Annotated in this window: 23 protein-coding genes, 1 pseudogene and 1 riboswitch; of the genes and pseudogenes, 9 read left to right on the top strand and 15 right to left on the bottom strand. The window is 36.9% G+C overall.

Going from position 1 to position 25,731, the window contains the following annotated elements; genetic code table 11:
* Positions 1 to 4 precede the first annotated feature (4 nt).
* The gene (locus tag ACE1MS_RS10880) at positions 5 to 442 is read left to right on the top strand and encodes a DUF3021 domain-containing protein (protein ID WP_080695195.1); all 438 of its coding nucleotides are present in this window, start codon (positions 5 to 7) and stop codon (positions 440 to 442) included.
* 322 nt (positions 443 to 764) lie between these two features.
* Positions 765 to 953: pseudogene (locus tag ACE1MS_RS10875) on the top strand (DUF6262 family protein); the annotation flags it as partial.
* A gap of 799 nt (positions 954 to 1,752) precedes the next feature.
* On the opposite strand, the gene ACE1MS_RS10870 reads toward ACE1MS_RS10875, so the two are convergent.
* Together ACE1MS_RS10870 and ACE1MS_RS10865 are read right to left on the bottom strand one after the other, a co-directional pair.
* A complete protein-coding gene (locus tag ACE1MS_RS10870; RefSeq protein WP_447402967.1) occupies positions 1,753 to 3,354 on the bottom strand; it encodes a DUF4179 domain-containing protein in 1,602 nt (533 codons plus the stop codon).
* Position 3,355: 1 nt separating this feature from the next.
* Positions 3,356 to 3,892 (bottom strand): RNA polymerase sigma factor, encoded by a 537-nt coding sequence (locus ACE1MS_RS10865; RefSeq protein ID WP_036161640.1) that lies wholly within the window; start codon positions 3,890 to 3,892, stop codon positions 3,356 to 3,358.
* Between the two features lie 1,163 nt (positions 3,893 to 5,055).
* On the opposite strand from ACE1MS_RS10865, the gene ACE1MS_RS10860 reads away from it, so the two are divergent.
* A complete protein-coding gene (locus tag ACE1MS_RS10860) occupies positions 5,056 to 6,660 on the top strand; it encodes an ABC-F family ATP-binding cassette domain-containing protein (protein WP_031418205.1) in 1,605 nt (534 codons plus the stop codon).
* Positions 6,661 to 6,709: 49 nt separating this feature from the next.
* Here ACE1MS_RS10860 and ACE1MS_RS10855 read toward each other — a convergent pair whose 3' ends face one another.
* The 4 genes from ACE1MS_RS10855 to ACE1MS_RS10840 form a co-directional block, all read right to left on the bottom strand.
* On the bottom strand, positions 6,710 to 7,453 hold the full coding sequence (locus ACE1MS_RS10855) for an amidohydrolase family protein (RefSeq protein ID WP_036161638.1): 744 nt from the start codon (positions 7,451 to 7,453) through the stop codon (positions 6,710 to 6,712).
* A 164-nt stretch (positions 7,454 to 7,617) separates the two neighbouring features.
* A complete protein-coding gene (fabF, locus tag ACE1MS_RS10850; protein ID WP_012294423.1) occupies positions 7,618 to 8,853 on the bottom strand; it encodes a beta-ketoacyl-ACP synthase II in 1,236 nt (411 codons plus the stop codon).
* A 19-nt stretch (positions 8,854 to 8,872) separates the two neighbouring features.
* On the bottom strand, positions 8,873 to 9,430 hold the full coding sequence (locus ACE1MS_RS10845; protein ID WP_012294422.1) for a TetR/AcrR family transcriptional regulator: 558 nt from the start codon (positions 9,428 to 9,430) through the stop codon (positions 8,873 to 8,875).
* 79 nt (positions 9,431 to 9,509) lie between these two features.
* Positions 9,510 to 9,980 (bottom strand): DinB family protein, encoded by a 471-nt coding sequence (locus ACE1MS_RS10840; protein WP_447402954.1) that lies wholly within the window; start codon positions 9,978 to 9,980, stop codon positions 9,510 to 9,512.
* Positions 9,981 to 10,149: 169 nt separating this feature from the next.
* Here ACE1MS_RS10840 and ACE1MS_RS10835 point away from each other — a divergent pair, with 169 nt between their 5' ends.
* Both ACE1MS_RS10835 and ACE1MS_RS10830 read left to right on the top strand, forming a co-directional pair.
* The gene (locus ACE1MS_RS10835; protein ID WP_036161635.1) at positions 10,150 to 10,758 is read left to right on the top strand and encodes a hypothetical protein; all 609 of its coding nucleotides are present in this window, start codon (positions 10,150 to 10,152) and stop codon (positions 10,756 to 10,758) included.
* A 61-nt stretch (positions 10,759 to 10,819) separates the two neighbouring features.
* Complete coding sequence (locus ACE1MS_RS10830; protein WP_031418196.1) at positions 10,820 to 11,644, top strand: S1C family serine protease; 825 nt, start codon at positions 10,820 to 10,822, stop codon at positions 11,642 to 11,644.
* A gap of 52 nt (positions 11,645 to 11,696) precedes the next feature.
* On the opposite strand, the gene ACE1MS_RS10825 is transcribed toward ACE1MS_RS10830, so the two are convergent.
* From ACE1MS_RS10825 to ACE1MS_RS10815, 3 genes are all read right to left on the bottom strand, one after another.
* Entirely contained in the window at positions 11,697 to 12,182 is a 486-nt protein-coding gene (locus tag ACE1MS_RS10825) for a YkvA family protein (protein ID WP_036161631.1), read from the bottom strand.
* 324 nt (positions 12,183 to 12,506) lie between these two features.
* Positions 12,507 to 12,707: a cold-shock protein gene (locus tag ACE1MS_RS10820; RefSeq protein WP_004230088.1), complete on the bottom strand. Its 201-nt coding sequence runs from the start codon at positions 12,705 to 12,707 to the stop codon at positions 12,507 to 12,509.
* Between the two features lie 222 nt (positions 12,708 to 12,929).
* On the bottom strand, positions 12,930 to 13,250 hold the full coding sequence (locus ACE1MS_RS10815) for a DUF1033 family protein (RefSeq protein ID WP_227256844.1): 321 nt from the start codon (positions 13,248 to 13,250) through the stop codon (positions 12,930 to 12,932).
* An 87-nt stretch (positions 13,251 to 13,337) separates the two neighbouring features.
* Here ACE1MS_RS10815 and ACE1MS_RS10810 point away from each other — a divergent pair, with 87 nt between their 5' ends.
* The 4 genes from ACE1MS_RS10810 to ACE1MS_RS10795 all read left to right on the top strand — a co-directional run bounded on the left by ACE1MS_RS10810 (position 13,338) and on the right by ACE1MS_RS10795 (position 17,832).
* Positions 13,338 to 15,065: a methyl-accepting chemotaxis protein gene (locus tag ACE1MS_RS10810; protein WP_012294415.1), complete on the top strand. Its 1,728-nt coding sequence runs from the start codon at positions 13,338 to 13,340 to the stop codon at positions 15,063 to 15,065.
* Positions 15,066 to 15,107: 42 nt separating this feature from the next.
* Entirely contained in the window at positions 15,108 to 15,389 is a 282-nt protein-coding gene (locus tag ACE1MS_RS10805; RefSeq protein ID WP_031418192.1) for an acylphosphatase, read from the top strand.
* Positions 15,390 to 16,111: 722 nt separating this feature from the next.
* On the top strand, positions 16,112 to 16,762 hold the full coding sequence (locus tag ACE1MS_RS10800) for a 5-bromo-4-chloroindolyl phosphate hydrolysis family protein (protein WP_012294412.1): 651 nt from the start codon (positions 16,112 to 16,114) through the stop codon (positions 16,760 to 16,762).
* Positions 16,759 to 17,832, top strand: a complete 1,074-nt coding sequence (locus tag ACE1MS_RS10795) for a toxic anion resistance protein (protein ID WP_447402953.1) — start codon at positions 16,759 to 16,761, stop codon at positions 17,830 to 17,832. Before ACE1MS_RS10800 ends, ACE1MS_RS10795 begins: the two co-directional genes overlap by 4 nt.
* 46 nt (positions 17,833 to 17,878) lie before the next feature.
* Here the strand turns inward: ACE1MS_RS10795 and ACE1MS_RS10790 are convergent, their stop codons facing one another.
* The 6 genes from ACE1MS_RS10790 to ACE1MS_RS10765 form a co-directional block, all read right to left on the bottom strand.
* The gene (locus tag ACE1MS_RS10790; protein ID WP_012294410.1) at positions 17,879 to 18,076 is read right to left on the bottom strand and encodes a DUF6501 family protein; all 198 of its coding nucleotides are present in this window, start codon (positions 18,074 to 18,076) and stop codon (positions 17,879 to 17,881) included.
* Between the two features lie 271 nt (positions 18,077 to 18,347).
* Entirely contained in the window at positions 18,348 to 19,082 is a 735-nt protein-coding gene (locus ACE1MS_RS10785) for an amino acid ABC transporter ATP-binding protein (RefSeq protein WP_012294409.1), read from the bottom strand.
* Between the two features lie 12 nt (positions 19,083 to 19,094).
* Positions 19,095 to 19,820: an amino acid ABC transporter permease gene (locus ACE1MS_RS10780; protein WP_012294408.1), complete on the bottom strand. Its 726-nt coding sequence runs from the start codon at positions 19,818 to 19,820 to the stop codon at positions 19,095 to 19,097.
* Between the two features lie 169 nt (positions 19,821 to 19,989).
* Positions 19,990 to 20,847 (bottom strand): transporter substrate-binding domain-containing protein, encoded by an 858-nt coding sequence (locus ACE1MS_RS10775; RefSeq protein WP_031418189.1) that lies wholly within the window; start codon positions 20,845 to 20,847, stop codon positions 19,990 to 19,992.
* A gap of 118 nt (positions 20,848 to 20,965) precedes the next feature.
* Positions 20,966 to 21,152, bottom strand: a riboswitch (Lysine riboswitch).
* 297 nt (positions 21,153 to 21,449) lie between these two features.
* Positions 21,450 to 22,706 carry a 2-oxoglutarate dehydrogenase complex dihydrolipoyllysine-residue succinyltransferase gene (odhB, locus tag ACE1MS_RS10770; protein WP_031418188.1) on the bottom strand — a complete coding sequence of 419 codons (1,257 nt, stop codon included), beginning with the start codon at positions 22,704 to 22,706 and terminating at the stop codon, positions 21,450 to 21,452.
* A 91-nt stretch (positions 22,707 to 22,797) separates the two neighbouring features.
* Positions 22,798 to 25,623 (bottom strand): 2-oxoglutarate dehydrogenase E1 component, encoded by a 2,826-nt coding sequence (locus ACE1MS_RS10765; RefSeq protein WP_036168246.1) that lies wholly within the window; start codon positions 25,621 to 25,623, stop codon positions 22,798 to 22,800.
* Positions 25,624 to 25,731: the final 108 nt, after the last annotated feature.

Genomic DNA, 25,731 nt, shown 5'->3' with positions numbered 1-25,731 from the left:
GTACATGAACTTTTTCAAGAATTTATGGTTTGGAATAAGTATGGGCTGTACAGTTTTTGTTTTTGTAAATCTTATTGGATATTGGTTGAAAGGGGATTTGTTTTTAGAAGCTGTTATATCTAATTTTCCACAACAAATTTTGGGATCAGTTACTGTTGGCATTGCCTGTATACTACCTTCATACGTCTATAGGACAGAACGTTTAACATTTTTACAACAAAGTGCTTGTCATTTTTTTATCGCTATAGGGACCTTTATAGCTGTCGCCTTTTCTTTAAAATGGCTTCCAACATTTTCGATAAAACTAACGATTCTATTGTTACTATTTAATGTATTAATTTTTGCACTAGTTTGGCTGTTATTTTATTTTTATAGTCAATCAGAAGTAAAAAAAATGAAGCAGAAAATCATTGTTCATACAGACAGTAGTAATAATCAATAGATTTCTTTGATAGAAAATTATTTAAAGAGGTTAATCAACATAAGAAGCCTCTTTTGTATTCAAGCCTCATTTTCCGGATATTTCCATTCGTTTTCAAACGACTTAAATTAAACAGTCTCCATCTTTATCCCCTACTAACTATTCTTCGGCTCATACAGCTATAACTGCATGAGCCGAAGATTATACAACTAACCTGACCTGTTAGTTTAAGTGAGAAACTTCACAATCTCACTCTGAATTTTAACAACAATATCAAATCCCGTTGAAAAGTGTTCCTCCACAATCTGGCCAAAGTTTGTAATATGAGGTTAGCCAGTTTTTTCTGGTTGACCTTTTTCTTTTAGGTCTAGCTAACACACATCAAAAAGTAGATGAAGCAATTAAAAGGCTTATAAAAGCGAATGAACGGATAAATTTTAATAGTGTGTCTGGCGAAGCTTATGTATCGAAAGCAACACTTTATAACAACAAGGACATCCGTTCGAGAATAGAAACACTACGAACTCAACAAGATTCTCCGGAGAAGGTGTTTGTAACGAAGCAAATTGTGTTGAGGTGTTTTTATTTGTCTCGTTTTAGTTAATCCTAGCTGAATATTGGATTGACAACAACTGCACCTATCGTGATGGTTTGTTGAACAGTCAAATTGGTTTATACTAATTTTCGCAACGACTGTTGTAAATTTCTTGAAAAGATAATATCGTAACTAAAGTTTTATTCATTACAACAAACCAGAAAGAATAGAAACAAAAGTTAGTATGGCAACAGGGAAAGTATTTATCAAAGCATATAAAGCACAAAATCTAGTTAAGAAATCATAACAGTTGATTTTTTCAAAGAGGAAATTCCTCAATTAGATGCAGATGTATTGTATTTAGCGGTCGTGGAAAGCTTTTTGAGGCGAAGCTTTCAATACATAAACACAAGTAAAGCAAACAAAAATCACTCATTTAGATGCGTTAAGCGTTGAAAAGCAATAATCTTTTCGAAAACAACAACCAAGGAAATAGTAAAGCGTATTTTGAATTAATCAAAACACGCTTTTTTTATACTCAAATGAGTCATCCTTTTATTATCATGTTGTTGACTTACAGTTCTTCACAGTCTCCTTAATCTACCATAAAACACCAAGCAGTCGTGTACTTTCGCTACGAAAAGACTTATATAAAACATTTGTAACTGCCGTTTCACTTACGTTACATAAAACATTTGTAACTGCCGTTTCACTTACGTTACATAAAACATTTGTAACTGCCGTTTCACTCACGTTACATAAAACATTTGCTGAAAGAAGTTACACTGCAAACGATTTACTGTAAAACAATAGTTTTAGCTCGATCCTCATTGACAGTATAAAGGAAGAAGTTTAATGTAATATCTTTTTCTTTTATATTTTTAAATGTTTCTACTTGGTTGTGTGTTCTTAACACTCCGTCATTAGAACGAGTTTCAGCAAAGATTCTTTTGCCATTCTCATAAATAACATTTTGTGTGATACCTCCAAATTGCTCGTTCTTACTTTCTGATTCAACAATTAAATCATTACCTTTCGTATAGTAGGTAATATCAATGGGATACCCGTTTAATTCTGCATTGATAGTCTTTGGAACTTCAGAAATATTTGTTAGCTCTACTTTGTCTTGCTTCCCAGCTTCATAAGAAACCTTCGCATCATTTAAAGTAAGAGAAATTTCTTTATTCGTAATATCCTTTATAAGCCCCAGTGTTTCAAAAGAAATATAATCTTTAAAATTATATCCCGATAATTCCTGTTCACCAATTCGTAATTTAAACTGACGATAGTTGAAATGAGCTATATTAGAATTAGAATCTATATATTTTTTATCAAAATAAAGCTTTACCTCACTCGGTGTAATAACAAGCTCATTAAATTGAAGTTGCTGAGAGCCTATCTCAATTTTTTCGTCTATATTCATAACAAATGTAGATTTTTTAGCAAGATCCTGATTGTATTGGAAATCTAGGCTCCATGTATCTGGTTTATAGCTTACTGTATCAGTATAACTTAAAAATACCCCTAATTTTTCTACCATTTCTTGTGGTATCTCTAGTGAATCACTACTTTTAATGACATTTGGTTGTGGACGTTTATAAGTAACGCCAAAATTGGCAATGTTTTCACCTTGAATTTTATAAGATAAATATGCATTTTCTATGTTATTGGACTTTTCCAGATCAATAAGATAATCCAATGTATACTGCCCGTTTTGATATTCATTTGAAGTGAATTCTATATGTGATATTCCATCTTGATTAATAGTAATCTTTTCAGGGAACGCATTTGATTGAAGCACATCTTTTAACTCTACACTTTTCAACTGTGTCTCCTTTACACCTCCAAGTTGAAGTGTAACATTGCTGTTGTGCGGGATTCCCTCATCTGTATGTAGAATCCCTACTATTTGATCCGTTTCCTGATTATATACTGCGTTAGTCTCCAGCTTTATTTCTTTTCCGTCATTTATTTTGAGTAATGCTTGTTCAAAATCTGCTGCATCGATTGGATATTTATGATCAATATCTAAGCTAAAGTTAATAGTAGTACCATTTTGATCTGAAATTATATTATGGATATTTAATAAACCAGCTTCGTTTTCTACAGTTTTATTGACTTCCTGTCCAAAGCCATTTTCTAAAGAAGTAATAATGCCTGATCTATTCATATTTCGCATCCAGTCCAAGATTTCTGTTGTATATTTAGCAAATACAGGTGTGGCTGATAAAACAATTGTGAACATAATGACGGTTAATATAACTTGTGGTTTATAGCTATGTTTTTTAGTTTTAAAATTATGATTTTGTTGTTTACGGATGATTTTACTCCACATTTCATTCTCAGTAGGATAATCTACTTGATCGTACTTCACTTTTTCTTTCATTAAATCGTCCATATTACTCACGATGATCCCTCCATTCAAATAACAAATTTTCATCTACTTGGATAAACTCTTTCGTTAATTTTTTACCTTTAAAAAGCCTCGATTTAACCGTCCCTTCAGGTATTTTTAGAATTTCAGCGATTTCTCTATCTTTACAATCATGCACATATTTCAATACCATTACCTTCCGTATACGAACAGGTAGTTTGTTCATTAAGTCGACTAACTCACTTTTATTTTCATTGAGCTGTATTGTTCGCTCAATATTTTGGGTATTGTCAACTCGTATCAATGATAGGAAATCAAGGTTTTCTTTTAATAGCAGTCTGTTCTTTTTCTTTAAATAATTTCGAGACATATTCATAGAAATACTAAGTAACCAAGATTTTTGATTTTGTATAGATTGGAAATCTTCACTCAAAGCTTTTGCAAATACATCCTGACAAAGGTCCTCTGCATCGTATTTATTTTGAAGCATGTAATAGCAAGCTCTGAAGACGTCCTTATAATATGTTTGAAACAAGACCCTTTCATTGCTAATTTGTTCCACAATCCCACCTCCTTTTCCGATTTCTACACAAGTAACAATTTAGCATTATAAATAGTTCATTTTTCAAATGAATACTTTCTTCGAATTTGATGGAGAAAGCACTTTATATAATTCAAAAACACTTATTATAATTATAAACTTCTTTAAACTAACGGCGTGCTTACTTTAACAAGCAAAAGACAAATCACCGACTTGATACTCAGCAACCGGGCGCTATTCCAGAGCAACGATAAAAGCCAAATTTCTCAATTTTAATGATGAGAAATTTGGCTTTTTATACTTATCGTTAGAATAGGTGGGAAATGATTCCTAAAGTGACACTTCAAGCTCCTTCAACTGGCGAATCTAAATTTTGATCAACAGAACTAACTCTCACATAACCAAAAATTAATATGTATTGATTCCTTTAATTCAACAACTTTTAACAAACAACTCAATACATTGATATTACTACATTATCGTTTTGTTTAACTAGGGTCTACTTAAAATGAACATTTATTAATAAGCTTTAAATTTAATATTGAACAGATGAATCCAATCACATGCCACTTAATATTCCAATAGATATTTATAGGGGTTTCGCCATAAAACAAAAACCCCGAATAGTCTACACTTTTTAAGTGTCTACGATTCAGGGTTTCAAGATGTATTCAAGAAGCTAGGTTTAAATAAATGTAATCAATTCTAAGCAGATATTACACAGACTTTATATCTCGTTTCCTTATCTATTGAAATCTCAGTAATTACTCTGAATTCTTTCATTTCAGCAAGTCTAAAAGATAAGGAATAAGCTATTTTATAATCTGGTGTATCATAACCATCATATTGGTATTATCTCCAGATTGCTTGGGTTGTAAGCTAGGCTGAAAAACAACATCATCCATTCTCAATGCTTTTACTTTTCTAGACATTTAATATCTTCCTTTCAATTAAGTATTAAAAGGTAATAAATTAGGGATAAATCAATTTCATTTACTTACCTGTTCTTTTCCCTAAAAACGTTTAAAAACCTTACTTATTTCGATTCGTATTTCCACACTCCATTATTCCTACACATATCCCGTTCAAGCAATTGCCAATAAACCTTGCTGTCATAATGTTTATAGACTATGGAACATATTTCATGATATACTAGAGCCATTGTGAAAAAAGGAGGAACTTGCATGATTCAAGTTAGTAATGTAGGTCTTCGCTATGGCGATCGTAAACTATTTGAAGACGTAAATATAAAATTCACACCAGGTAACTGCTATGGTTTAATTGGCGCAAACGGTGCTGGTAAATCAACATTCTTAAAAATTCTTTCTGGTGAAATTGAAGCACAAGAGGGTAACGTATCAATGGGCAAGGACGAACGTTTATCTGTCCTCAAACAAAACCATTTTGAATACGATGATCATACAGTGCTTGACACTGTTATTATGGGGAATAAACGCCTCTATGACGTAAAAACAGAAAAAGATGCTATCTATGCAAAGGAAGATTTCTCCGATGAGGATGGTATGCGTGCCGCTGAGCTAGAAGGTGAATTTGCAGAGCTAAACGGTTGGGAAGCTGATTCAGAAGCAGCAACATTATTAAACGGTTTAGGTATCTCTGATGACCTTCACTACATGCTAATGGGTGATCTTGAAGGTTCTGATAAAGTAAAAGTATTACTGGCACAGGCCCTATTTGGTCAGCCTGATGTACTATTACTCGATGAGCCTACCAACCACCTTGACTTAAAAGCTATTCAATGGCTAGAAGAATTCTTAATTAACTTTGAAAACACAGTCATTGTTGTATCCCATGACCGTCACTTCTTAAACAAAGTATGTACACATATTGCCGATTTGGACTTCTCTAAAATCCAATTATATGTAGGTAACTATGATTTCTGGTATGAATCTTCTCAATTAGCTCAAAAAATGGCTCAAGACCAAAATTCTAAAAAAGAAGAAAAAATTAAAGAATTACAAGCCTTTATCGCACGATTCTCTGCCAATGCTTCTAAATCGAAGCAAGCGACATCTCGTAAAAAAATGCTGGATAAAATCGAGTTAGATGACATTAAACCATCAAGCCGTAAATATCCATTCATCAATTTCCAAATTGGTCGTGAAATCGGGAATGATGTATTAACAGTTGAAGGTCTAACTGCCAGCCATGAGGGCGAATCACTATTCAAAGATATTCGTTTCTCCATGAACAAAGAAGATAAAATCGTTTTACTGGGTAGCCCACTTGCTAAAACGGCGCTTCTTGATATCTTAATGGAAGATAAAGAAGCAGATGCTGGTACATTTAAATGGGGTGTAACTACCTCTCAAAGCTACTTCGAAAACGATCATGACAAGTACTTCGAAGGCACAGAAAAATCATTAGTGGAATGGTTACGTCAATATTCTCCTGATGATGAAACAGAAAGCTTCCTACGTGGTTTCTTAGGACGCATGCTGTTCTCTGGTGAAGAAGTGAAAAAATCACCTTCTGTTTTATCAGGAGGAGAAAAAGTACGTTGTATGCTATCAAAAATGATGCTTGCAACAGCAAACGTGATTTTACTAGATGAACCAACAAACCACCTTGACCTTGAATCCATTCAAGCATTGAACGAAGGCTTAATTCGTTTCAAAGGGGCAATGATTTTCACATCTCATGACCATCAGTTCATTCAAACAATTGCTAACCGTGTAATTGAAATCCGTGAAGACGGTTCAATTTTAGATAAGCAATTAACATATGATGAATTCTTAGAGTGGAAAGATAGCCAAGGTTTAAGCTAATCCCAATAAAAATCCTCTACCGTACGTTTGGGTAGAGGATTTTTTGCATTTACTTGTTATACCATTTCCTAGCATTTTGATAGAGAATTTTATCCGCAGCCTGTTCATCAAAAAGCTCTTGAATCATTTCAACATCCGCCCATTCAAAAGGTCGTTTAGCTCTTGTCGATGGCAAATCTGTTCCAAACATTAACGCATCTGGATTGATGCTATAGATGGCTTGCAAAGCATTTTTCACATTCAATTCTACCCGTCCGAAACCAGTCGCTTTCACACGTATACCCTTTTCTACAAGCTTTAGCAAATGTGGTAGCCCTTCCTCCGATAAGCCCAAATGGTCAATTGAAATAGCTGGTAATGCTTCAAGCGTTGAAGCAATCTCAGGTAAATATTTGGCATCTATATAAAGTTCACTATGCCAGCCTGCCAGCTCAAACACTCTTCTTGCCAGGCTATCAAGTCTTGATAAATCCTCTGAACCGCCTCGTTGACTATTAAAGCGTAAGGCTCTAACCCCATTTTTATGTAAATGAAGGATTTCATCATCAGTCACTGTATACGGTAATTGTGTCACGCCACAAAAAGCAGGACCTAATTGTGTCAAAGAATTCAATAAATAATTCTGATCGAATTCTTGAAAGGAACCAGAGACAAGGGCGCCCCCCTCTACATTAAAAAGAGCTGTTTCCTTTTGATAATCCTCTACCACATAGCTTGGCGGTGTATAGCCTTGATTTTCTATAATTGGAAAATCAAAATTAATAATATGGAAATGCGCATCAAAAATTCTCACTATCCATCCCCCCCTTCTTTTAAACATATCATAGAAAGAACATAAGCGAAAATATTGATTATTTGTGTAAGTCCATAAGTAAAACTTATTATACAGGTGTAAACCCTTTCCTATAGACCATAAAAAAATGGTATGAAACGTTTATTTCATACCATTGAATGCTATTATTCCTCAAACTTTCTAAAAGCCAATACAGCATTATGACCACCAAAGCCAAAACCGTTAGACAAAGCTATGTTGACGGTTTGATGAAGCGCCTCGTTTGGAACATAATTCAAATCACACTCTGGATCAGGCGTTTCGTAATTGATCGTTGGTGGAATGATGTCTTCCATAATACTTTTTAAGGTAATGATGGCCTCGATTCCACCAGCCGCCCCAAAAAGATGACCTGTCATCGACTTAGTAGAGCTCACTTTTAATTGATAGGCATGCTCACCAAATACACTTTTAATAGCCTTTGTTTCCGATTTATCTCCCTCTGGTGTACTCGTACCATGGGCATTGATATAATCGACAGCGGTCACGTCAATATCGGCCATTTTTAATGCCAGTTTCATCGCACGAGCCGCCCCAGTATAGTCAGGGGCTGTTATATGGAAAGCATCTGTCGTCACCCCATAGCCTACAATCTCTCCAAGAATTGTTGCGCCCCTTTGCTTAGCATGTTCATATTCCTCTAGGAACACAATCCCTGCTCCCTCTGACATTACGAAGCCATCACGTTGACTATCAAATGGTCGACTAGCTTGTTCTGGTGCATCATTTCTAGTAGACATCGCCTTCATACGGGAAAATCCAGCAAAGCTCAGCGGATTTATCGGTGCCTCAGCCCCACCAGCTAAAATTCCATCTGCATAGCCGTGACGTATATTTAAAAATGCTTCACCAATCGCTTGGTTACCCGTTGCACAAGCAGAAACTGGTGAAAAGCTTGGCCCTTTAAAGCCTGTTTTAATCGCGATAATCCCTGCGGCCATATTGCTAATCATCATCGGCACCATAAACGGTGAAACCTTCCTTGGTCCATTATCAAGCATGGCTTGATGATTCGCTAAAATCGTCTCAATTCCTCCAATACCTGAGCCAATATAAACACCTAGACGTTCCTTCTCAACTTGCTCCATATTTAAGTTTGCTTGCTCCAAAGCCTGCTGAGATGCAGCCAGTGCATATTGTACAAAAAGATCATATTTACTTACTTCCTTTTTATCCATATACTTAGTGGCATCAAAGTCAGTGATAGAACCAGCAATTTGCGTATTAATGCCGTGGAATTCTTCTGCTTCTAACCTTTTAATACCTGATTGTCCTTCTTTAATATTCCCCCACAAGTCTGATACTGTTTGACCAAGTGGTGAGATGACACCATATCCTGTAACAACTACTCTACGTACCATCTATGTTTCTCCTCCTCGTTTACTTTAACAGTTCCTTTAATTGATCTAGCACTTTGTGAAAGAAATCTTCCCCTAAAACGCGTTTGTATTGCAAGGCACCCTTCGTACTAGAAATGAGCAATATGGCTAATGCCTCTAAATCCATTGTCGACTTTAATGAGCCATGGTGCTTAGCATCCTGAAGTAAGTCCACCAAGACATCTACTTCCATTTGGCTAAGTTGTTGAACTTTTTCTTGCATCGCAGGTGATAATTCTTGATAGTCCGCATGCAATGCTGAAATGGGACAAACACCATCTTGTTCTAGGAATTTTATCCGTTGTAATATAAAAGCGAAAGGTTTATCCTCAGCTGCAACTGTAGATTCCTTAATGAATGTATAAACCTCCCTTAATCCTTTTTGAATTCTTTCGCAAACTGCCAGCCCTAAGTCTTCCTTCTTTTCAAAATGATAATGAATACTTGCTTTAGTGACACCGAGCTCTTTCGCTAAATAATCATAACTAAATGATGTGAAACCTTTTTCTTGAATATTCTTCAATGTTAATTCGATAATTTGTGATTTTCTATTTGTCATGGCTCTATACTAACTTACTAGTAGGTAAGTGTCAACTAAAAATACAGCAGATACGTTGTTTATCTGCTGCAATGGAAGTCTATTGCATTTCCTTTGTTGGTCCCATAACACCCGGTACTGGTAAACCAGCTTGACGAAGTAGCACTGTCATTTGTCCGCGATGATGTGTTTGATGATCGATTAATGCACGTAATAATGCGCCTTTTGGTATTGGTCCTTTAAAGCCATTCACAACTTCAAGTAAATCTTCATTTGAAAGCTTTGCCGCTTCCTCTTTTATACCATTCACAACTTTCGCATACGCTTGTACAATTTCTACTGCTGATGTTGGTACAGGGTCTTCTTGACGAATCATTGGTACCTTTAAGCCTGCTAGATAACTAAAATATCCAGCCGCTCCAACTAAATGCCAACCAAGCCAGCCGAGTGTACTATGACCCTCCACGATACTTTGATCTAACTTGTCATCAGTTACTGCCTGTAATACTTTCAATGTTCCTTCTGCAGCCATTGTCCATTCCTGTAAAAAATCATCCGCTTGTCTATACATAACCATGCCCCCCATTTTTTAACTTCAATTCTATGTTAGTTAAATTTTTTCCTAGTTACAAGTTTCTAGCTTTTAGTTTACATAATAATATTATAATAAACATTAGCTATGATTCGTATAATTCCCTGCATTCACGTATAATTATAAAAAGTAGCGAAGGAGTGTGCCCATGAAACATCCTATTCTCATACTTACTGTTGCCCTTTTACTGACAGGGTGCAATGAAGAAATAAAAAATGAACCTGTGCACCCAATTGTCCAAGATCAAATGTCCCTACTCACCTTTTTCCCACCTGATGGCTCTATCGCTTATTTTCAAGGTGAAGGAAATGAATTTGCAAGCTTTACCCTACAAACTACCTATCTAGATCCACAACATATCGCTCAGGTTGAAGATAATGGTGGTGTCACCCTATTAAAAATTTATCGCATTACAGATTCAAAGATTGAGCTTATCTATCGTGAACCCGTTGACAGCAACCCTCGTTTACCTAGTTCAACAGAAGTAGCTGCTTACCCTGTGCTAGAAACAGTACTGCAACAACCTATACAAGTAGGGACAAGCTTTCAAGGCTGGACCATTCAATCCATAACCGCTAAAGTCGATACAGGAACAAAAGTCTATTCGAATGTCATCCAAGTTACACGCACGGAAGATCAATTCACAACGACCAATTATTTTGCACAAGGGGTTGGACTCATCAAAAAGGAAGATAGAATGGAGTCTGATCAAGAGCAGCCATTTGTCGTAACATCAACCTTACAAAAAATAGAATAGTATGATGATAGCAGGCGTTCTGCTTGGGCGCCTGTTATGTAGCAAAAGGAGGCATCATCCTATGAGTGACCTACATAAGCCAGCTAACGAGCAGGAAGAATTAACGGAAGAAGAATTTATTGAGCTTGTGTTAACTGAACAGCAAAAAGCATTAGCACAAGAGCAAGAAGACCGTCTTCAAGGCAAAAAAACAAAAAAACCCAAGCCATTCGTACGCTGGATTGTATGGAGTATGGCTTTCGTCCTGTTTTTCAATACATTCGCACTTATTTTTCAAATCTATTCCATTCCAGCTATCGAATTTATGAAAGTATCAACAAAGCTATCCGCACAAGAAGATATACAAACCTACAAAAAAGCTGTTGTGGAAATTTCGACAGCTTCCAGTAAAGGCACTGGTTTTGCCATCTCACCTGATGGTCTTATTGTCACCAATGCCCATGTAGTAGGACAAGCACGAACTTTATCCGTTGTGTTTCCTGATGAAGGAGTAATGGAAGCAGAGCTAATCGAAAGCTATCCGGATGTGGATTTAGCCTTATTGCAAGTACAAGCAGAACAGCTCCCTTATCTTCCGTTAGCAGATGATCCAACCTTCCCTTCCAATGAGCATATCCATTTTATCGGTAACCCCCTTGCCTTTACAGGAATAGCTAATGAGGGAACATTGCTGGAATCCATTCAATTAGACGAGTGGCAAGAACCCGTAATGATGCTGAAAGCGCCCGTTTATCGGGGTAATAGTGGTAGCCCCGTCATTAATCAACAGGGTGAGGTCATCGGTGTTATCTTCGCAACAATGAAATATGAACCTATAGGACGAGTTGGTCTGTTTGTCCCTGTCCAGCAACTCCACCACATATTAGAACAGGCGAACAAAAAATGAACCTGTAAGATACAGGTTCATTTTTATCAGCTATTAAGTTTACATAATAATATTATTTATCTTTATTTTCCTGTTTCACAAACTGAGCAATGGCTGATTTCACAGGTATTTTACTTACAACCTCATCACTAATCTCAGCGACCTTCTGGAGGGCATGCAAAAGATGATCATCCCCTGACCAATGCTTTTCCAGCACTTCTGGCCCTAATTTATTAATAATCGTATTCACCACAAATGTTGCCAACACAATATCATCTAAATAGCCACCAAATCCTAATATTCCCTCAGGCATCAAATCCATTGGAAACACAAAATACGCAATTGACGCACCAATCAATGCCCGACTTTTTTTATCCACCCCTGCATCGGTTAATGTTTTCACTAATAGATGAAATAAATCAGGCACAAACATTAAATACGGTGTAAATTTACTGCTTTTCCCCTTTTTCGACCCAAGAAATTCTACTAATTTTGTACGTAACTTCTGATAAAAATCTTGCTGCTCCTGTTCATTCGGTAATTTTGCTAAATTTTCCATAATAAATCTACCTCCAATAGTAAGTACCCTTGTTTGCCTTTTTATGACGCTAATCAGTTACTTTCATGGCACAATCCTTCACGTTTGTGGTTCTATCCGTCACTCTGCTCATTCTATCCACCGCTTTGCGCGTGATCCAGTACTTTGACACTTCTATCTGCATCTTTTGCCGCGCTATCCATTTCATAGCACATTGCCAGTACTACTTTATATTTATCCCATTTTAAGATTTATAATCATTGAACATTGCAATGATATAAAAAAAAGACATCCTATTTGCATAGGATGTCTGGGTTTAACGAAAGTAATTTTAATTTCTGAGAATTAAAGTTTAGTTACGTTAGCAGCTTGTGGTCCGCGGTTGCCATCTACAACTTCGAATTCCACTTTTTGACCTTCGTCAAGAGTTTTGAAACCTTCGCCTTGGATAGCTGAGAAGTGTACGAATACGTCGTTTTCACCTTCAACTTCGATGAATCCAAAACCTTTTTCTGAGTTAAACCATTTTACTGTACCTTGTTTCATTTAAGAAAACCTCCAAAAAATAAAAGTGAACAATATGTAATTTCTTCAGCGATTGAAAAAAATTCACATATTACAAAGAGTACCGTACTAATGCGATCACTTTTTGTAATATGTGAATTCATGTTTCCGGTGAAGCAATTAAATTGTTAACCTAAGTATAACCATCATTCATAATTTTGTCAAATAAAGAAAATTGTTTTTTTACTTTATTTCAAAAAATTTTTACATATCTTCCATTTTACATGCAATAATTCCATGATATACTTGTGCGTCATCATCACATGCCTCACAGTAGAAACTTTCATCCTCTGACCAAAAAGCCCAATATTGCCCTTCTTTTACTGCTTCATTATCATATGTTGAACGAAAGTGTGCTAATTTATGCTGTAAAGCCAGCTCAAACTGCTCCTTTGCTTCAAATGTATCGTGTGTTTGAATAAAAGCTTCCCAGCCCTCAAATTTCCACCAAGGCTCATAGTCTGCTTTCATGTAAATAATTGTATACATATTTGCCCATTCCTTGCTGTCATAAGATATTTTCATTTTAGCAAACACACCCGAAATGTCTATTAAAACCACCTGAATTATGCTATTATTACCTTATTATACATAATTTTTGGAGGTTTTTATATGTTTTCAAGCATTCGACCTAAAGCTGAGCTAGAAGAACTACTAAAACGTGGTACAGATTTACGTGCAACAGGCCGATTCCATCAAACATTGGCATTTAACCATTTCAATACGCAAGATGAAGAGCATTTAAAGACGCTCTACGAAAAGCTAAAAGATATTACTCCTTCTATGAATGCCATTTTTCACCACTATTTAAGTGAGATATCCCCTACCTCTCAATTAACCATTAGTGAAGAAAACATTAATCAATACTTAACACAATTTTTCCTAGCAACGCGGGATGACGAATATGTGGATGAAACCGTCAAGTTTTTCAATTTATTCCGTAAGCATCAATATGAGCCTGGTAAATTAATTGTCGTTTTCAATCAGTTTGCCTTTTATATTACTACTTATATTTTACATAACTTTGGAATGAAGCCCAATAAAGCCTTCCAGTTTATGAAATCCTTCCAGTCCGCTGTCAATGTCGATCAGGAACTATTAGTGGAGGTATTGACGGAGCGCATCATTGAGAATGTTGTGGGTGAAATATCATCCTTGATGGACGTCAATGCCAAAATCATGTATATGAAAGATTTAGTATTTAGTTTAGATAAGCAAAATGAGGAGATCCAGTCCTCTACAGCTGCTACTGAGGAAATTGCCGCTTCAATCAATGAAGTTGCCCGCATGTCCTCTCATATATCTGAGAAAACAACTGAATCTGTTGACCATGCGACACAAGGTAAAAATGCCATTGAACATGCATTATCAGAAATCTTTAAAACGGAAGAAACGTTTACTTCGATTGTAGAATCTTTTTCAGAATTACAAAAACGGGTGAATGATATTGAACAAGTCGTGACATTAATCAACCAAATTGCGGACCAGACCAATTTACTGGCTCTAAATGCCTCCATTGAAGCTGCACGTGCGGGTGAACATGGCAAGGGCTTTGCGGTTGTCGCACAAGAAGTACGAAAACTTGCGGAAAGCACAGTCTCGGCTTTGAGCGAGGTTTCAACGAATGTTCACCATTTAAAGAGCTATTCCAATGAAGTCTCCGACTCGATTACTGAAACAACAGCAATCATTAAAGAAGCAACTGTTGAGGCGAAAGAATCGTTACCATTATTGAATGCGATTGTCCATGCGATTGAAGGTATTAACTTAGATGTGACCAATACAGCAGCGATTTCGCAGCAACAGGCGGCAGCCATCGATGAAGTCTCCTCTAGAATGATTGAAATTTCTAGCTTGCAGGAAGATATTCGAGATTATAGTCATAATACATCCAGTGATATCCACCTTTTAGGGAAAGAAATCAATCGTTTCCGTAATGATATTATTGCCAATAATAATGTACAGCTTTCATCCATAGCCCTTTTACAGCTATCTAAAGCTGATCATATTTTATGGAAATGGCGCATTTATAACATGTTCCTTGGCCTAGAACATGTTGAACCAAGTGATGTTTCTTCGCATAGAGAATGTCGACTTGGCAAATGGTATACAGCTTCTCGTACGGTGGAGCGTTTCGGTCATTTACAGGATTATCATGATTTAGACAATTATCATTTACTTGTCCACGAATCAGCGAAGCGTGCGGCAACAGCCTTTAAAGCTGGCAATATCGCACAAGCTGATAGCCATCTTAAAGAAGTAGATGAAGCGTCAACTCAAGTTCTATATTATATTAATAACTTAATTGCCTATTTAGAAAAGGAACGAGTTATGCAATAAAGAGAGAGGCTCATCCCCTCTCTAATGGTAGGAGGTATTTCCTTGAACAAACGAGCAAGTATTAAATTTTTTGGTGACGTCTATGGGACAGGCTACCGATTCTTTATTAAACAAAAAGCCATTGAATTAGGGCTAAAAGGGTATTGTAGATTGAATGCTGCCGAGCAAATTGAGGTTGAAGTAGAAGGACCTGAAAAAGCGCTGAATGAATTCCTTCTTTTTGTCCAAAAGGGTGTTAGTCCCCAAGCCGATTCCAATTCATTTTCTTTAGAGTTATATGATGATTTAAAAGGATATGTACGAATGGAGTCAGACATTGTTTAGTCTGGCTCTTCTTTTTTACAAGGTATTAAAGGTAAATGCACCCTATAATAATTAATGATTTATATTCTTTTTTAGGTATTTATTATTGAATATGGCGACCTCTATTAAACCAATCATACATACGGCTAAAAATAATATAGACCAATTGATTTTTCCAGATAATACAAATGTATAGATAACGTCAATTACACAGTATAAGAGTATGATGCTAGCAATAATTATTCCTTTTTTATTGTTCATTTTTCCACCGCTTTCTTTTTTCACAATCCTATTATCATATATACCGACTTTATTATACAATAATTATCCTATTTTGGTTTATTAAACTATTTTAAAATAAGCACTTAGATTGGTGGTTCGTTTAAAAGCAGTTGTTGATGTTTTGTATTAGGGAATAAAAAAGTAACATCCATGCTTAATTCTTACACTAGGAAATAGAACCGCACGATCGAAAAATAAGTCAACACGTTTATTTCAAGCTAGACAGCACATAAACCTAATCATTAGAATTTCGAATCCATACGATATGATGTTCACAAATCTCTTAAAAATAAGTGGACATACATACTGAACAACTTAATCCTAGTTATTCTAGGTAATATCATTGAGAAAATTTGCGATTCGCAGTAAAATTTATGTAAGGTTTCATTTTTCATTGAAACTTTATGTCGATTATTTCGTATAAGAAGATAGACATATTGAAATGCAAGGAGGAAGAAACAATGCTTAGTATTGGACAGTTTTTTTCTAGACATACTGCTAGCTTCGTTATTTCGCTAACAACTGTTTCTATCGCAGCAATTGCAGCAAATCCTGGATTCTTCCTTGGTGGTTTACTGTTTGCTGGTTCATATGCGACGAGTACAGCGTTGCTGAAACATAGACAAAAAAAGAAAGTCATGCAAATAGCAGGTATCACAAAAGAAGAATTCAAACACATTGAAACACAATTATCAACCGCTAATAAGCAAATTCAAACATTAAGTCAAAACTATTTACGTGTACGTTCCGTATCTGCTTTTAAACAACTACTGGAGATGACCCGTATTTCAAAAAACATCGTCAAAATTGTCAAGACAGACCCACGTAAGTTTTACAATGTTGAACCCTTTTTCTATGCACATTTACCTTCAGCAGTGGAATTAACGGATAAGTATACAATGCTTTCTAGACAGCCTGTGAAGGATAAAGAAATTCAATTGACGTTATCAAAAACGCGTGAAACACTAACGGACTTAAATGATACGATTCAAATTGATTTAAAGGATGCGCTTGCGAATGATATTGACCACCTACAAATGGAGATTGAATTCGCAAATCGTTCTAATCTTAGACGTAGAGAACAATTGGACTGGCGAGGCGATGACAAATGACGGCAGATGAACATGCTTTTCAATTAAATACCATTCCTGGTCTTTCTCCATTAGTACAATCTTATTTAGAAACAACTCCACAAAATGAGGCGATGGCGACGTACGAAACGCTATCGCCTCTTGCGCAAAGTCGGGCTTTACTATATGCCAGCCAAATTGATTTAACTGATTTTGAATCATTGCTGTCTTTAGGACAGGATTCACAGCGTTCCCTGTCCCAGTTTGCGGATCGAATGTTAGCGCAGGTGAAGCAAAAGGACGTGACCAAAATAGGTCAAATGCTAGACTCCTTAATGCAAACCTTAGATCGCGTAGACCCGACAGCTTTAGAGCCAAAAAAACAAACCTTTTTCAAAAAAATATTTGGTGGTAAAACAGAGCCTACTGTGAAACAAACCCTAACAGAATTTGAGCGTATTAGTATTCAGGTGGAACGTATCGGGGTGCAATTGGAACGTGCTCAGCTCCAACTAATTCGGGATGTAGAGAATTTAGAAGCACTTTATACACATAATCGAGGATTTTTCGAGGAACTAGCTACTGCGATTGCAGCTGGTCAAATGAAAAAGCAGCAGGCCATTGAGGTGGAGCTTCCTACAAAAATAACAAGTGTCCAAGCAAATAAACAGCCTCTTGCCATTCAACAACTAAATGATTTCGCTGCACAAATTGAGAGGCTGGATCAACGTATTTATGATTTACAGGTTTCTCAACAAGTAGCCCTACAAACGGCACCACAAATTCGTATGATACAGCAAGCGAATCAAACATTAGCTGAAAAAATTGAGTTTTCCATTGTCACATTAATTCCTTTATGGAAAAATCAACTAGCAATGATGCTATCCATGCATATGGATCATCATTATGCACAGCTTGAGGAACGATTATTACAGACACAGGATCGTTTTGCAAGACCTTCATTCGAACAGCAAGTATCGAAATTTAAGGAAACGCAATATGAGCTACAAACAGCTATAAAAGATGTGTTCGCCTTACATACGGCGACGGAACAGGAAAAGCAACAGTTGCAAAATACGACGGATATAAGAGGCTATCAGAGGGATTCATGAAAAAAAGGGTGGCTCAGTAAATGATCTGAACCACCCTATCTTCTTTTTATGCAAAATAATCTTTATAGTAGCCACCGACGTTGCCAGTGTTATCAATGATAAAAATGAACTCTTCTGTTTCATTTTTTACTTCATATTCTTTTCCTACTGTTAAAACATTTGATACTAGGTATTTTGATGCATTGGTATGTTTGCAAGTCACTGTTCGTAATGTTGGCGCATCTTTCCATTTTAAATGTAACATATTCTCTCTACCTCTCTTTACTAGCATAAAGCTAATGTCTAATGCCTATTTTATAATATTTTTAGGCTTTTGTGGAGAAAAAAGAAATACAATACCTAATCTATCCAAAAATAATTTTACATTTGAGGTGTTATGATGAGCTTTGGCGGTGTACCACAATGGTTTTTTATTATTGCAATAGCATTCGTAATCTGCTTTGTCCTTTATGCAGAATGGAATTCCAGAAAGTAAGTGAGTCTCTATTATAGGACTCACTTTTTTTGATGAGGTCCTACTGCTTTAATGTTCGTTTTAAAAACTCTTTCGTCCGATCATGCTGAGGGTTTATTAATACCTGTGATGGTGGGCCCTCTTCGACAATTACACCTTTATCCATAAAGACTACGCGATCTGCTACCTCTTTGGCAAACTCCATCTCATGCGTTACAATCAGCATCGTATTGCCTGCATCAGCTAATTGACGCATCACTTTTAATACCTCCCCTACCATCTCAGGGTCTAGTGCTGATGTAGGTTCGTCAAAAAGCATCACTTCAGGATTCATGGATAATGCTCTGGCAATGGCTACGCGTTGCTTTTGCCCCCCTGAAAGCTGTCGAGGCTTTGCGTTTACATATTGTTCCATACCAACAATGTTCAAATATTTAAGCGCTGTTTCCTCTGCTTCCTTCTTCGAGCGTTTTAAAACTTTTATTTGCCCCACCGTACAATTATTTAAAACATTGTGGTTGTTAAATAAATTGAATTGCTGGAATACCATCCCTAAATGTGTTCGATATTCTTGGATATTGTGTTTTTCATCTAGGATGTCTTCCCCTTGATAAATAATTTGCCCACCACTTGGTGTTTCTAATAAATTAATGCAACGAAGTAAAGTGGATTTGCCTGAACCAGAGGAGCCTATTAAGCAAACAACTTCTCCTTTTTCCACTTGAAAATTAACATCTTTTAACACTTGGTTACGTCCAAATGATTTACTTAAATGTTCAATTTTAATGACTGCCATTTGTGCGTCCCCCTATATTGCTTCTTTTTGTTCTTTTTGATAGGCATCTGGTCCATCTAAACGTTTTTCAACATAGAGAAGGATTCGTGATGCAGTGAATGTCATTATGAAATAAAGAATACAAGCTACAAAGAACGATTCAAAATAACGGAAGTTGTTACCGGAGATTGATTTTGTTTGGAAGAATAATTCTGTTACTCCAATAACGTTTAGTACAGCTGTATCTTTAATATTCATAATTAATTGGTTGCCTGTCGCAGGCAGTACGTTTCGTGCTACTTGTGGTAGGACTACGTGAAGCATGATTTGGAAGTGATTCATACCGATAGCTGATGCTGCCTCATATTGACCATTATCAATCGATACGATACCACCTCGGACAATTTCTGCCATATAGGCACCTGTATTAAGTGAAACGACTAAAATCCCCGCTGTAATAAAGTGCATGTCTATGCCAAATGCGATATCTAATCCATAGTAGACAACCATAGCCTGTACAATCATTGGTGTACCACGGAAAAATTCAACATAGCATGTGAGTATAAAATTAATAAGCTTTAAGCTATAAAATTTCACACCTTTTTTACGAACTGGAATCGTATGCATAATTCCGATGAAAAATCCGATAAATGCACCAATAATTGTACTTATAGTCGAAATCAGTAACGTATAATACGCACCTCGTAAAAACATTTGCCAGTTGTTTTCAATAATTGAAAGTATCCATTCAAGACTCATGATGTTCCTCCTTACAATGTCATGTTGCTTGCTATCTTTTTCGTGCCCTAGCTTTTTCTACTAGTCTATGATTTATTTCGCTAGGACATTATCATTATGTAGAGAGGTTCTCATTTTAATAATGATGAAATGATAGTGCACGGACTAGCAACTAGTCCGTGCCATTTTTTTATTGTGCTGCTGGTTGCTGAGAAATAGCTTCTTCCATTATCGCTTGACGATCATCTTCAGAAATACCTTTTAGGATTTCATTGATTTTTTCTAGATTAGCATCATCTTTACGTAAGCCTACAGCAATCGAAGTATTTGAAAGATCTGTATCAAAGCCTTCTTCAAATGCTACGTATGTGAATTTATCGTTGGCAGCTGCCGCAGAAATTCCTTCAGGACGTTCGGCTACATATCCATCAATTTTGCCTGCCTCTAAAGCTACACGCATCGCTGGGAAGCTTTCCATTGCTGTTTGTTTATTGACACCTTTAATTTGATCAATCACATTGTAGTTGGAAGTATTCAGTTGTGATGTAATTTTTGCGCCAGAGAAATCTTGGATTGATTTGACACCTTCATATTTACTACCTTTTTTAATAACCATTACAAAATCAGAAGTATAGTAGTTTTCAGTAAAATCAATTGTTTTCTTACGTTCTTCTGTTGGCGACATTCCCGCGATGATTGCATCAATTTTATTAGATTGTAGCGCTGGTACTAAGCCGTCCCATTCCAATTTGACGATCACTAATTCTTTGCCTAAACCTTCAGCGATTTTTTTCGCCATTTGTACATCATAGCCACCTGCATACTCTGCGTTATCTGCAATTTTTACTGCTCCATTTGCATCGTTTTGCTGTGTCCAGTTGAATGGTGGGTAGCCCGCCTCCATTCCAATTCGGAATTCACCGCCGCCTTCTTCTTTATCTGCGCCAGCATCACCTGAACTACTTTCTTTTTTGTCACTAGTGCCACATGCAGCTAGCACAATTGCCGTCATGATAGAGATCATTACTAACAACCATTTTCTTTTCATGAAAAACTCCCCTTTTCTGTAAAAAAATAAGACAACTGTACGAAAAAAGACCTAAGTCTTGTGAACTTAGGTCTTACCTTTTATGACAGTTGCCCAAATCCTCACTAGTATTCCATGTTTCCGAGATAGCACAACCTAGTAAACCTGGAAATGAATTTACTAGGACAGTCCTGCACTTATTCACTGCAGACCCAGCATAAAAGTACGAGCTCCTTTTATACTTCGGCGATATTTCCTTCTTCATTGCGTCTTTGTTTGCTTGTACTCAACAATGAACTAATAAATACCGCGCCTCTACCTCACTGATGTTTGTTAGTGAGGTTTGTTTATTTAATTGATATTTAGATACTACTATAAAACTAGTATGTACGTCAAGAGAGTTTTATCATTTTTCTGACTAATGACAATATTAGGGTATTATGCTTGCCCTATCCATTATTAATCTACGTATTTTTATCCATATATCTGCTGGAAAACAACATATTTTTACTACCTATTCTTTTTATACTAAGTAAATAGTTTTGGATTATCAAAATTACTAATGACTTTAGTGATACAGAAGCCAAGAAAAAACCCTGCAAAGTTTGCAGGGTTTAAAGGAATTATGAATTTAATAATAAATCTTCAGGATTTTCGATTAACTCTTTAACTGTTTTTAAGAATCCTACAGAATCTTTTCCATCGATGATACGGTGATCGTAAGAAAGTGCTACATACATCATTGGACGGATTTGAACTTCACCATTTACTGCAACCGGACGGTTTACAATGGAGTGCATACCTAAAATACCAGCTTGCGTACCGTTCATAATTGGTGTTGACATTAATGAACCGAATACACCACCATTTGTGATTGTGAATGATCCACCAGCCATGTCATTTAAGCCTAATTTTTTATCACGAGCTTTTGTCGCTAAGTTAGCGATATCTTTTTCGATTTCTGCAAAGTTTTTGCTATTCGCATCGCGTACAACTGGTACTACTAAACCTTCTTCAGTTGATACTGCAATACCGATATCAAAGAAGTTATTTAAATGAATTTCATCGCCAGAGATTTGAGCGTTTACGTATGGGTATTTTTTCAGTGCTGCAACAACAGCTTTAGTGAAGAATGACATGAAACCAAGTTTGATGTCGTTTGCTTTCACAAACTCTTCTTGTTTACGTTTACGAAGTGCCATGATGTTTGTCATGTCAATTTCGTTGAATGTTGTTAACATTGCTGTTGATTGTTTAACTTCTAATAAACGTTTTGCAATTGTTTGACGACGACGGCTCATTTTTTCAATCGTTACACGGTCAGAATTAGCTGCTGGTGTGAATACAACTGGGCCACCTGTAGTTGCTACTGGTGTAGGTGCTGCTACTACTGGTGCTGTACCATGTGCCGCTACATCTTGTACACGTACACGGCCTTGTGGATCTACTGGTGATACCGCTGCAAGGTCAATACCTTTTTCACGTGCAAGTCGACGTGCCGCTGGAGATGCAATGACACGCTCACCAGAAGTTTCTTCTACTACAGGTGCTGCTGCTACTGGTGCTGCAGGTGCTGCTTGTGGCGCTGCTGGAGCTGGAGCTGCTTCAGCTGGTGCTGCCGCTACTGGTGCAGCTGCTGCGCCTTCGCCTGCTTCTACAATTGCGATAACTTGACCAACTAGTACAGTATCGCCTTCTTCAGCTAAAATTTGTGTTAATACACCTGCTTCTTCAGAAATGATTTCAGCGTTTACTTTATCTGTTTCAAGTTCAACGATGAATTCACCTTTTTCAACGCGATCGCCCACTTTTTTTACCCACTGTGCGATACTACCTTCTGTAATCGATTCTGCTAATTCAGGGACTTTAATTTCAGCCACTTTCATTTCCTCCTTTGATTAACGTGCATGATGCACATAAAAGGGCTACTGCTTATGGGCAAGTAGCCCAGCTATCAATATTTATATGTGATTATTTAACCTTTACTGGCTCAGCAACTGCTTCTTCAATAAGTGATGATTGAGCTGCTTTATGAGAATCTGCATCTCCTTCAGAAGTTGAGCTCATTGCAGGACGACCTACATAGCGAAGCTTTTTACCTTCTGCAAGTTCATATAATGTTTCTAGAGCATAATTCCATGAGCCTTGGTTTTTAGGTTCTTCTTGTACCCATACGATTTCTTTAGCATTAGGATACTTAGCAATAATACCAGCAACTTGCTCTTTTGGGAATGGGTAAAGTTGTTCTACACGAACAATGTGTAAGTGATCGAAACCTTCTCCATCTTTCACGCGATCTGCTAAGTCGATCATCACTTTACCAGTACCTAATACGATACGCTCTACAGCATCCGTTTTTGTACCTAAGCCAGGTTGTTCAATCACTTCTTGGAATGAACCATCTGCTAATTGCTCAGCATTAGCTGCTGCTAATGGATGACGCAATAATGATTTTGGTGATACAACCACAAGTGGACGAACACCTTCAGTACCTAATAACGCTGCTTGGCGGCGTAATAAGTGGTAGTAGTTACCTGCATTTGAACAGTTTGCTACAAACCAGTTATTTTCTGCTGACATTTGTAAATAACGTTCCATACGGCTTGAAGAGTGCTCTGGACCTTGGCCTTCATAACCATGTGGTAATAGAATCACCATGCCAGATTTTTGACCCCATTTAGAGCGTGCCCCTGAAATGAAGTTATCAAACATTACTTGTGCCATATTCGCAAAGTCACCAAATTGTGCTTCCCAAACTGTTAATACATGGCCATTTTCTAGATTGTAACCATACTCAAAGCCAACTACCCCTGCTTCAGTCAGTGGTGAGTTGTGTACTGTAAAGGATGCACTTGCACCAGAAATATGATGAAGTGGTGTAAAGACATTACCATTGTTTTTATCGTGAAGCACTAAGTGACGTTGTGAGAAAGTACCACGTTGAGCATCTTGACCTGTGAAACGTACTGGTGTGCCATCTTGGATAATTGTTGCATATGCTAAAGTTTCCGCATGACCCCAATCGATTTTTGCAGATGCAAATGCATCACGACGTTTTTCTAAAATTTTTCCAAGCTTTTTCTGTGGCTCGAAGTTTTCTTCAAACACTAGAAGCTCTTCGTTGATTTTACCTAAACGTTCTGCACCAACTGCTGTATCAATTTGTGGGAACTCTACTTTTAATTCTTCTGGCATTTCTAATTGATGATGCTCATCTTTTGAAGCCATTTCTTTTACATGATCGTAAGCAGCTTGCATTTCTGCATAGATAGCTGTATCTAATGCTGCTACATCTTCAGTTGATACAAGACCTTCTGCTACTAATGCTGCACCATATAACGCACGAACAGTTTCGTGCTTAGAAACTAATTTATATGTTTCTGGGTTTGTAACCGTTGGATCATCTGTTTCGTTATGACCGTGACGGCGGTAACCAACTAAATCAACAACAATATCTTTACCAAATTTTTGACGATAGTTAGCTGCAAAGCGACCTACTTGAGCCACTGCTTCTGGACTATCTGCATTCACATGAACTACTGGTACTTCATACCCTTTTGCTGGGTCAGATGAGTAAACAGAAGAACGAGAATCATATTGTTCCGTAGTGAAACCAATCATATTGTTCGCGATAATATGAATAGTACCACCAGTTGTAAATCCTTCAGTTTTAGCGAAGTTTAATACTTCAGTTACGATACCTTGACCTGGGAATGCTGCATCACCGTGTACTAGGATTCCTAAGCCTTTTGTACGATCATGAACCGCTTGACCTGGCTTTGAAGTGTCATCTTGTGTTGCACGAGTAGCACCTAGAACTACTGGGTTGCCCACTTCTAAGTGAGATGGGTTGTAGGCAAGTTTCACATTCATACCTGAATCACGGTTATAAGAAGCACCCATATGGTATTTCACATCACCTGTCCACCCTTTTGTAATTTCAAGGCGACCATTTTCCGGCATAAATAAATCATTTGATACATGTGCAAAGTCAGAGAACATCATGTCATAAGGTTTATTTAAAATATGTGTTAAAACATTTAAGCGACCACGGTGTGCCATACCAATACGTACTTTTTCAACACTTAGCGCTTCTGCAGTTTTAATGATTTCATCAAATAGTACAATTTGCGTATCTAAGCCCTCACCAGAGAAACGCTTTTGTCCTACAAATGTTTTATGGATAAATTTCTCAAAATTTTCAACACGTGTTAAACGATCTAATAAGGCTTTCTTTTCATCAGAAGAAAGTGCTTGTTGGAAAGAGCCTGATTCAATTTGCGCTTGAATCCAATTACGTTCTTCTGTAGCTACTACATGTTCATATTCAAACGCTACTTTATTTGTATAAATAGCTTTTAAATAGTCAATTGCATCCTTACCATTTTTCACGTTTGCTGGCACATCTTTGAAGAAGATTGCTGCAGGAATTTCAGCTAAATCTGCAGCGCTTAAGTTGAACGCGCTTTCGTCAATTTGAGCTGTTTGTAGTTCACGGTTTTTCAGAGGATAAATATCTGCCGCTAAATGACCGCGTGAACGAATTGCATCGGCTAATCTCACAGCGGCTAACACTTTTTTGTAATCGCCAGCAGGAGCCGCTGCTGTATGACTAGCTACAGCTACTTCACCTTCTACTACTACTGGTGCACCAAATTGTTGGAATAAAGAAACTAACTCCGGTTCTACTTCTTCAGGAGACTGTAAGAATAAGTCGTATTGCTCCATCACATATCCTAGGTTAGGACCAGAGAAAGCTGACCATGGAGAACTTACAGTTGTAACGTTGTTCGACATGAAAAATGACCTCCAAATTTTGCCTTACGGCAGTTCCATTAATTAAATTGCAATTAATTATATAATATTTAGCCGTTCTTTAAAAGAATGTTTCACACTACTTTTCCA

It is taken from the genome of Lysinibacillus sp. fkY74-1 (assembly GCF_053165895.1).
The sequence above is the reverse complement of the archived record's forward strand: the minus strand, read 5'-3'. Positions and strand labels throughout refer to the sequence as shown.

Bases quoted from the DNA above. Each gene is read 5' to 3' on its own strand.
- ACE1MS_RS10765 (WP_036168246.1), bottom strand. From the start codon at position 25,623: ATGTCGAACAACGTTACAACTGTAAGTTCTCCATGGTCAGCTTTCTCT.
- ACE1MS_RS10830 (WP_031418196.1), top strand. From the start codon at position 10,820: ATGAGTGACCTACATAAGCCAGCTAACGAGCAGGAAGAATTAACGGAA.
- ACE1MS_RS10860 (WP_031418205.1), top strand. From the start codon at position 5,056: ATGATTCAAGTTAGTAATGTAGGTCTTCGCTATGGCGATCGTAAACTA.
- ACE1MS_RS10835 (WP_036161635.1), top strand. From the start codon at position 10,150: ATGAAACATCCTATTCTCATACTTACTGTTGCCCTTTTACTGACAGGG.
- ACE1MS_RS10795 (WP_447402953.1), top strand. From the start codon at position 16,759: ATGACGGCAGATGAACATGCTTTTCAATTAAATACCATTCCTGGTCTT.
- fabF (WP_012294423.1), bottom strand. From the start codon at position 8,853: ATGGTACGTAGAGTAGTTGTTACAGGATATGGTGTCATCTCACCACTT.
- ACE1MS_RS10840 (WP_447402954.1), bottom strand. From the start codon at position 9,980: ATGTATAGACAAGCGGATGATTTTTTACAGGAATGGACAATGGCTGCA.
- ACE1MS_RS10825 (WP_036161631.1), bottom strand. From the start codon at position 12,182: ATGGAAAATTTAGCAAAATTACCGAATGAACAGGAGCAGCAAGATTTT.
- ACE1MS_RS10845 (WP_012294422.1), bottom strand. From the start codon at position 9,430: ATGACAAATAGAAAATCACAAATTATCGAATTAACATTGAAGAATATT.
- ACE1MS_RS10810 (WP_012294415.1), top strand. From the start codon at position 13,338: ATGTTTTCAAGCATTCGACCTAAAGCTGAGCTAGAAGAACTACTAAAA.
- ACE1MS_RS10880 (WP_080695195.1), top strand. From the start codon at position 5: ATGAACTTTTTCAAGAATTTATGGTTTGGAATAAGTATGGGCTGTACA.
- ACE1MS_RS10785 (WP_012294409.1), bottom strand. From the start codon at position 19,082: ATGGCAGTCATTAAAATTGAACATTTAAGTAAATCATTTGGACGTAAC.
- ACE1MS_RS10820 (WP_004230088.1), bottom strand. From the start codon at position 12,707: ATGAAACAAGGTACAGTAAAATGGTTTAACTCAGAAAAAGGTTTTGGA.
- ACE1MS_RS10800 (WP_012294412.1), top strand. From the start codon at position 16,112: ATGCTTAGTATTGGACAGTTTTTTTCTAGACATACTGCTAGCTTCGTT.
- ACE1MS_RS10775 (WP_031418189.1), bottom strand. From the start codon at position 20,847: ATGAAAAGAAAATGGTTGTTAGTAATGATCTCTATCATGACGGCAATT.
- ACE1MS_RS10780 (WP_012294408.1), bottom strand. From the start codon at position 19,820: ATGAGTCTTGAATGGATACTTTCAATTATTGAAAACAACTGGCAAATG.
- ACE1MS_RS10790 (WP_012294410.1), bottom strand. From the start codon at position 18,076: ATGTTACATTTAAAATGGAAAGATGCGCCAACATTACGAACAGTGACT.
- ACE1MS_RS10870 (WP_447402967.1), bottom strand. From the start codon at position 3,354: ATGGACGATTTAATGAAAGAAAAAGTGAAGTACGATCAAGTAGATTAT.
- ACE1MS_RS10815 (WP_227256844.1), bottom strand. From the start codon at position 13,250: ATGAAAATATCTTATGACAGCAAGGAATGGGCAAATATGTATACAATT.